Below are 7,129 nucleotides of genomic sequence, written 5' to 3'. Positions count from 1 at the left end.
CTTCCGTCACTTCGGCAAGGGCAAGGTCACCATGGACTTTGCCTTCTTCGCCATAGCCTTTGACATCAAGAAAATGGCTGCCGTGATGAGAAAACAGGCACAGAACGGTCTCTCAAAGGCTGTTTTTATACCAATATACCGACTATATAACGCAAAATGCGGCTTCGTGGGTGCTTGTGACAGATTTTACATCAAAAAAGCGGCATAGAAAGAATCTTTCCACGCCGTGCCTGTAAAAAAACAAATAAGAGGATGTGCCTATTTTGACACACCCTCTCTATCAGTTGAAAATTATCTTTTCCGTACCGCTGCTTTCTTCTTTCTTCTCTCTTTTCCAGTATTCAGTTTGCAACGCTTCTAAAAAACGAAATGCTGTCGAAATCATTCTTTTCTCATTTGAGAATCGCTCGAAATCGTCTATAAATAGCGGCGTTGCATCGCTATCTTTAAGACACTGAACAAAATAAAATTCTACAATCTTGTTCAGTGTTTCTGAAAACTCGTAAAACGGGAAACCATACGAAAAAAGATCTGCTGCAATGTCGGCGGATAGTTCCAGAACTTCTTTTTCGTGGTCTGTTCTGCCAATTCTTGACGCTGTGAAATTGAACTTAACGGCTTTTTTTAAAGCCTCTAAATCTTTGTAATTCATTGATGTTTGAACAATAAAAACGCCACTTGTTTAGGGCTGTTCACGGCATCAAGTCCGTTGCGGCTGTTTCCAGTTCCGCACCCTTGCAAATGGCAAATACTATGTTATCGGCGTATCTTTGCGCCGCTTGATGTTTGAACGATGCAAATATACTGAATAAATTTAAAACTTGCGTTTTTTTAGTCAAAAAATTAAAAATGGAGCATAAATTTACATCAGCGTTCAAAATCGACATCTTTATTATAGACGGCAAAACGCCCACCACTGGCGGCGGCTCGATGCTGTTTTGTTTTACTCCTTTCTGACTGGTTTAAAAAAATGCTTACATTTTTTATGTACTTTTTTTAATGGCTCATTTATTCATTTGTGTTTAATGCATAAAACGTTTTATTTAACGCTTACTTAAATTCACGCTTAACTATTTAACGCCCGATTTAACGTTTTTCTGACATTCATTTAACACTTAACATAAATTAACACCTAAAACACTGTGTTTTAGGTGTTTTCAGCCTTAAATTTTGCGTTAAACTCGGTAAAAAATCCACTCAAAATCCAGTTTAGCACCAGTTCAGCACCAGTTCAGCACCAGTGCATAAAAAAAGATGTCTCTTTCGTTTTTCCGTCTAAAAAAAAGTTATTTTACAGATTATTAAGCATTTATATTTTTTCCTTATGTCTCTTTCGTTTTTCTGTGTTTATTCAACACATTGACAACAGAATGGGCAAAAGCCGAGATAAACGGAAACAGGCTCAAAGTTACTTTTGAACCCAATGAAACTGGAGTAGAAAGACAACTCAAACTTGAGGTCACGGGCGGAGACATCTTCCACGCCTTTTACTTTGAGCAATCTGCAAACTGACATCGAAATCAGAAAGAAAAGAAATGATTTTTTTATAACTAAAAAAGCCGCCATGCTCCTCATTCGGAGCACGACGGCTTCATCTTTTTATCTTATCGGTATGAAATCCGTTTATTACATCATGCCGCCCATGCCCGGAGCACCCATTGGCATTGCTGGAGCATTCTCTTCCTTCTTGTCGCAGATTACACACTCTGTTGTAAGGAACATACCTGCGATTGAAGCAGCATTCTCAAGAGCTACACGAGTAACCTTGGCTGGGTCAACCACTCCGGCTGCAAACATATTCTCGAATACATCCTTCTTTGCATTGTAACCGAAGTCAGCCTTACCCTCGCGAACCTTGTTTACAACAACTGCGCCCTCAACACCTGCGTTGAAGCAAATCTGGCGCAATGGCTCCTCGATGGCACGCTTGATGATTGCGATACCTGTGTTCTCGTCGGCATTATCGCCCTGAACCTTAGCCAAAGCCTCCTGAGCACGGATGTAAGCTACGCCACCGCCCGGAACGATACCTTCCTCGATAGCAGCACGAGTAGCGCAAAGAGCATCGTCGCAACGATCCTTCTTCTCCTTCTGCTCTGTCTCTGAAGCAGCACCAACCTCAAGAACGCAAACACCGCCGCTCAACTTAGCAAGACGCTCCTGAAGTTTCTCCTTGTCGTATGAAGAAGTTGAAGCTGCCATCTCTGCCTTAATCTGGTTGATACGATCCTGAATATTCTCCTTTGAACCTGCACCGTCAACGATTGTTGTGTTGTCCTTTGAAACGGTAATCTTGTCGGCTGTACCAAGCATCTCTAGAGTAGCCTTGTCGAGAGTCAAGCCCTTCTCTTCTGAGATTACTACGCCACCTGTAAGAACTGCGATATCCTCGAGCATTGCCTTTCTGCGGTCGCCGAAGCCCGGAGCCTTGACTGCACAAATCTTAAGCTGAGCGCGCAAGCGGTTTACTACCAATGTTGTAAGAGCCTCTGAGTCAACATCCTCTGCAATGATAAGCAATGGACGACCGCTCTGTACGGCAGGCTCAAGAATTGGAAGAAGGTCTTTCAAGTTAGAAATCTTCTTGTCGTAGATAAGAACGTATGGCTTCTCCATTACGCACTCCATCTTCTCTGTATCGGTAACGAAGTATGGAGAAAGATAGCCACGGTCGAACTGCATACCCTCAACAGTCTTCAAAACAGTCTCACGACCCTTAGCATCCTCGATAGTGATAACGCCGTTTACTGAAACTGCGCGCATACCGTCGGCAATGAGTTTACCGATTTCCTGATCGTTGTTTGCTGAGATTGAAGCAACCTGCTCAATCTTGTCGTAGTTGTCGCCAACCTGCTCTGCCATTGACTTGATGCTCTCAACAACAGCCTTAACGCCCTTGTCCATACCGCGCTTAAGATCGAGTGGATTTGCGCCTGCTGCTACATTCTTCAAGCCCTCGTTAAGGATTGCCTGAGTAAGAACTGTTGCTGTTGTTGTACCATCGCCGGCATCGTCGCCAGTCTTTGAAGCCACGCTCTTAACTAGCTGAGCACCAGCATTCATGAAAGCATCGTCGAGCTCAATCTCCTTAGCCACGCTCACACCATCCTTTGTGATGTGTGGAGCACCGAACTTCTTGTCGATAACTACGTTGCGACCCTTAGGACCAAGTGTCACCTTAACTGCGTTAGCGAGTGCGTCTGCACCCTCTTTCAGAAGCTCGCGAGCCTCTACGTTATATTTTATTTCTTTAGCCATGATTTTTAATGTTTATGGGTTAATTGTTTTGAAATTTTCTTCTCCACATATCTTATTTATGCAAGAACAGCGAGAATGTCGCTCTGGCGCATGATGAGGTATTTAGTACCATCGAACTCAACCTCAGTACCAGCATACTTGCCGTAAAGAACGGTGTCGCCTTCCTTTACAACCATCTCTTCGTCCTTAGTGCCGTTGCCAGTTGCAACAACCTTGCCCTGAAGAGGCTTCTCTTTTGCTGTGTCTGGAATGATAATTCCGCCGATTGTCTTCTCCTCTGCTGGAGCAGGAAGAACCAGAACTCTGTCTGCTAATGGTTTAATATTCATATCGTTAAATTTTAATGTTTTTATTATTTCTGATTTGGTTCTTGCTAAAAGCGTGCCAAAACCATGCGATTGACAAAAAATCTGCCAAGTTTGTCAGTTTTGGCGTGACAGACTATAAATATTAGGTGACAATGATTATTACTTTCTCTTTTCAATTCTATTTTCTCTACAAAAAAATGATTTTCCTCATAAATGTTATTTATTTCATCAACAAAACAACTGTAGAAATACAACGAACCTATCTGTTGATTTATATCAAAAAAATAAAATAATAGAAAAATAATATAGTTTCTATACAATATTTAATTCATAATTCATATTTTTGCGTTGAAAAAGAATACAACCTAAAAACCACAACAATATGGTGAATTTCAAATCATTTATCATTTTAATATTTGTTTGCACTTTTTTTTCGTGCAACAACTATAACGACGACAGTAAAGCTCCTGTCCTACACGAGACATACCTCAGATTCGTGTCTCCAAAAGGAACAAATGTTTTAGACTCTATTAAAGTCCTAGAAAAGGGCAAATATATTGAAGAAGTAAATTCGAATATCATTTCTATAAAAGGTAAAAGCCTTTCAAGGAACAAGTCTCTTGAAAATTTCAAGAAATCATGGCTTTACAATTCTGTTATAGAAAACGAAACAACTCTAGTTCTCGAATGGATTGACTGGGACATCATAGATGCAGAAAACCGTCAAAAAAGATACGAAGAAATCTATGAGATAAAAATGAAGAGTCGGAAAATCTTCGGAAATGACGACATTCACACTCTTAAATGGTATCTGGACGTAAATAACGGATCTTACGATGCCTACAAATGCGAGTTCGACGGACAGACATTAGAACTTGATAACGATAAATACTACAAAGAAACATTCAACACCCAAAAGCATAAAACGACAGCACTTATAACCATATATTGCTAATAATTTAACGGCTGCCCCACTCTAAACGGGGCAGCCTTTTTTTTCCCTAAAACTAATTAGTCTCTCCGAGCCTTTCACTATTTTTAGTGATTGCAAGTTTTTTTCATCGATTATAATTTTGCACACGATTCTAACAGAGATGAAGAGAAACAGCACATTATCTAATTTTGAAATCAATTCTAAAATCAAAAGCATATACAATCATTGAATCATGAGGTCAAAAATTGCTATTTTACTGCTGACATCAACCGCAATAAACATGTCGGCACAAAACAATTCCGACTCGACTACGATAGCCGGCCAAGAGTTGGAAAACGTAACAATCGTTGCCCACAACGAGATTAGAAAGATGCGCGAAGGGGCTATTCCTGTAACCGTTCTCGGAGCACGCCAACTCGAAGGCACAACATCGAGCATAAACGATGCTCTATCGCGCATGGCTGGCATAACGGTGAGGAACACAGGCGGCGTGGGCAGCGCATCACGCATCTCGGTGCGCGGACTTGAAGGCAAGCGCGTGGGACTGTACATCGACGAGGCTGCTATCGGGCAGATGTCCGACTATATGTCGCTAAACGATATTCATACCGACATGATTGAGCGCATCGAAGTCTACAAAGGCATCGTGCCTTACAGATTCGGAGGCTCGGCTCTCGGCGGAGCAGTTAATGTTGTAACGAAGGAATATCCGCCAGTTTATGTTGATGCAAGTTACGAGATTGCTTCGTTCAACACACACAAATTCAACTGGGTTTTAAAGCAGACTAACAAGAAAACGGGCATTCAATTCGGTCTTGGCGGAATGTTGACATATGCCGACAACGACTACGAAATGACTCTGAAAAACCTTAATGACCGAAAGGTTAAGCGCGACCACGACAAATTTAAGAAGGCTATGGTTGGCGGCTCGATAAAAGCAACGAAATGGTATTTCGACGAGGCAAAACTGGAACTTGTATTCTTAGGTACAAAGGCCGAAATTCAGGGCATCGACTCTGATGTTCGCGAAGCCTACAACCACGGCATAGCTGGAATAGCAGCCTTGACCCTGAAGCGCGACAACTTTATTTTTGCCGGCCTCGACCTTGATGTTGATGCTGCATACTCGTACGGCAGAAACGGAATGTGCGACGACGCCAAATACAAGTACGACTGGGACGGCAACCGCTATCCTTCCATTTCACCCTACGGCGGAGAACTGAGCAACTACGCTTCGGACTCAAAGAATCAGTCGCACGACTTCATAGCAAAGGTATACATGAACTATCTTTTAGACGCTCACAACTCGTTCAACCTCAATGTCTATGCCACTCACAACAATCAGAAGCCCGAAAACGAGCTGATGGACTTGTCGTTTGGCTACAAGACTAATTTCGACAGCAAGACGAGCAGCTTCACCACCGGACTGTCGTACGACCTCACGCTTTTCGACAGTAAGTTTATGAGCGCAACGACGGTGAAGAACTTCAATTACACTTCCGACACCAAGGTTCTGGAGCACACTTACATCAACAATCCTCAGCCCGTAAAATTGTCGAAAAACTACTGGGGCGTGAGCGAAAGTATGCGATATAAGTTCACAAAATATCTCATGGCAAAGGCTACGTTCAGTTCCGAAGTCCGAATCCCTACATCCGAAGAACTTGCCGGCAACGGATATTCAGTCTTGCCGTCAACCAACCTCGAGCCAGAACGATGCAACGGACTCAACGCCGGACTTCTGTATCATCGTGCCAATACCTTCGGATTTATCGAGATAGAGGCTAACTATTTCTACAACCGTCTGAAGAATATGATTCGCTATCAGGCTGATATGATTCCTACAATGGCACGCTACGCTAACTTCGGGACGGTAGACACCAAGGGCGTGGAGATTGAGGCAAAGGGCGATGTGACTTCGTTCCTTTACATCTACTGCAACGCCACTTATCAGGACCTTCGCGACAAACGCAAAAATGAACTTGGCTCGACAGCCGAGAATCCGACTTACAACAAGCGTATGCCGAATGTTCCGTACAAACTGGCAAACTTCGGATTTGAGCTTCACAAGGAAAATCTTTTCGGCGGAAAAAGCCAGAACAGCCGTTTCTTGGCAGATGCATCATACATCGGCGAGTATTTCTACGACTTTGAGATGAGCAAGTATCAGGACCGCAAGATTCCGGAGGCTTTCACTATTGACCTTGGATATGAGCACAGTTTCATGAACAACCGCTGGACTATCACCCTGAAGGTGAAAAACCTGACAGACGAGGCTGTCTTCTCCGACCTGAACCGTCCGCTTCCGGGCAGAAACTACGGCTTTAAAGTGAGATATGTGATGAAATAAGGACAATTGACAATTCATAATTGACAATGGACAATTCGCAAAAGTTGAAAAATCGTTTCAACTAAGATTCAAAGCAGAGGAAAATAAGCCGAAAAATACGAAGTAGATACGGAGTAGCTACGGGGTAGGTACGGGGAAGCTACGTTCAAGGTACGTTCAACCTACGTTCAAGGTTCGGGCAAGATAGCTGATGGGTAAACTGAAAATTGACAGTAGAAAGCTGAAAACCTCCACCAAGATTCCGAATAGGGCTTTCCGGCATGGGACACTTCCCTTCCT

The 7,129-nt window shown here is 42.8% G+C and carries 6 protein-coding genes and 1 pseudogene; 4 read left to right on the top strand and 3 right to left on the bottom strand.

The window, feature by feature from the left end; all coding sequences use genetic code 11:
* Positions 1 to 208: pseudogene (locus T538_RS18440) on the top strand (IS5/IS1182 family transposase); the annotation flags it as partial.
* Positions 209 to 280: 72 nt separating this feature from the next.
* Here the strand turns inward: T538_RS18440 and T538_RS0111955 are convergent.
* Positions 281 to 652: a hypothetical protein gene (locus T538_RS0111955; RefSeq protein ID WP_031534015.1), complete on the bottom strand. Its 372-nt coding sequence runs from the start codon at positions 650 to 652 to the stop codon at positions 281 to 283.
* 707 nt (positions 653 to 1,359) lie between these two features.
* Here T538_RS0111955 and T538_RS18995 point away from each other — a divergent pair.
* Complete coding sequence (locus T538_RS18995; protein WP_231497109.1) at positions 1,360 to 1,512, top strand: hypothetical protein; 153 nt, start codon at positions 1,360 to 1,362, stop codon at positions 1,510 to 1,512.
* 114 nt (positions 1,513 to 1,626) lie between these two features.
* Here the strand turns inward: T538_RS18995 and groL are convergent, their stop codons facing one another.
* Together groL and T538_RS0111935 are read right to left on the bottom strand one after the other, a co-directional pair.
* Positions 1,627 to 3,258, bottom strand: a complete 1,632-nt coding sequence (gene groL, locus T538_RS0111940) for a chaperonin GroEL (RefSeq protein WP_031534013.1) — start codon at positions 3,256 to 3,258, stop codon at positions 1,627 to 1,629.
* Positions 3,259 to 3,314: 56 nt separating this feature from the next.
* Positions 3,315 to 3,587, bottom strand: a complete 273-nt coding sequence (locus T538_RS0111935) for a co-chaperone GroES (protein WP_031534012.1) — start codon at positions 3,585 to 3,587, stop codon at positions 3,315 to 3,317.
* Between the two features lie 736 nt (positions 3,588 to 4,323).
* On the opposite strand from T538_RS0111935, the gene T538_RS18435 reads away from it, so the two are divergent.
* Positions 4,324 to 4,521 (top strand): hypothetical protein, encoded by a 198-nt coding sequence (locus tag T538_RS18435; protein WP_139185228.1) that lies wholly within the window; start codon positions 4,324 to 4,326, stop codon positions 4,519 to 4,521.
* A 211-nt stretch (positions 4,522 to 4,732) separates the two neighbouring features.
* On the top strand, positions 4,733 to 6,850 hold the full coding sequence (locus T538_RS0111915) for a TonB-dependent receptor (RefSeq protein WP_031534009.1): 2,118 nt from the start codon (positions 4,733 to 4,735) through the stop codon (positions 6,848 to 6,850).
* Positions 6,851 to 7,129: the final 279 nt, after the last annotated feature.

Origin of the sequence: Bacteroides sp. Ga6A2 (assembly GCF_000702225.1) — a bacterium.
Lineage (GTDB): Bacteria > Bacteroidota > Bacteroidia > Bacteroidales > Bacteroidaceae > Ga6A1.
Note: the sequence above shows the minus strand (reverse complement) of the source record. Positions and strands in the feature narration are given on the sequence as shown.

Coding starts and splice junctions, on each gene's coding strand:
- T538_RS0111955 (WP_031534015.1), bottom strand. CDS start 652: ATGAATTACAAAGATTTAGAGGCTTTAAAAAAAGCCGTTAAGTTCAAT.
- T538_RS18435 (WP_139185228.1), top strand. CDS start 4,324: ATGAAGAGTCGGAAAATCTTCGGAAATGACGACATTCACACTCTTAAA.
- T538_RS0111935 (WP_031534012.1), bottom strand. CDS start 3,587: ATGAATATTAAACCATTAGCAGACAGAGTTCTGGTTCTTCCTGCTCCA.
- groL (WP_031534013.1), bottom strand. CDS start 3,258: ATGGCTAAAGAAATAAAATATAACGTAGAGGCTCGCGAGCTTCTGAAA.
- T538_RS0111915 (WP_031534009.1), top strand. CDS start 4,733: ATGAGGTCAAAAATTGCTATTTTACTGCTGACATCAACCGCAATAAAC.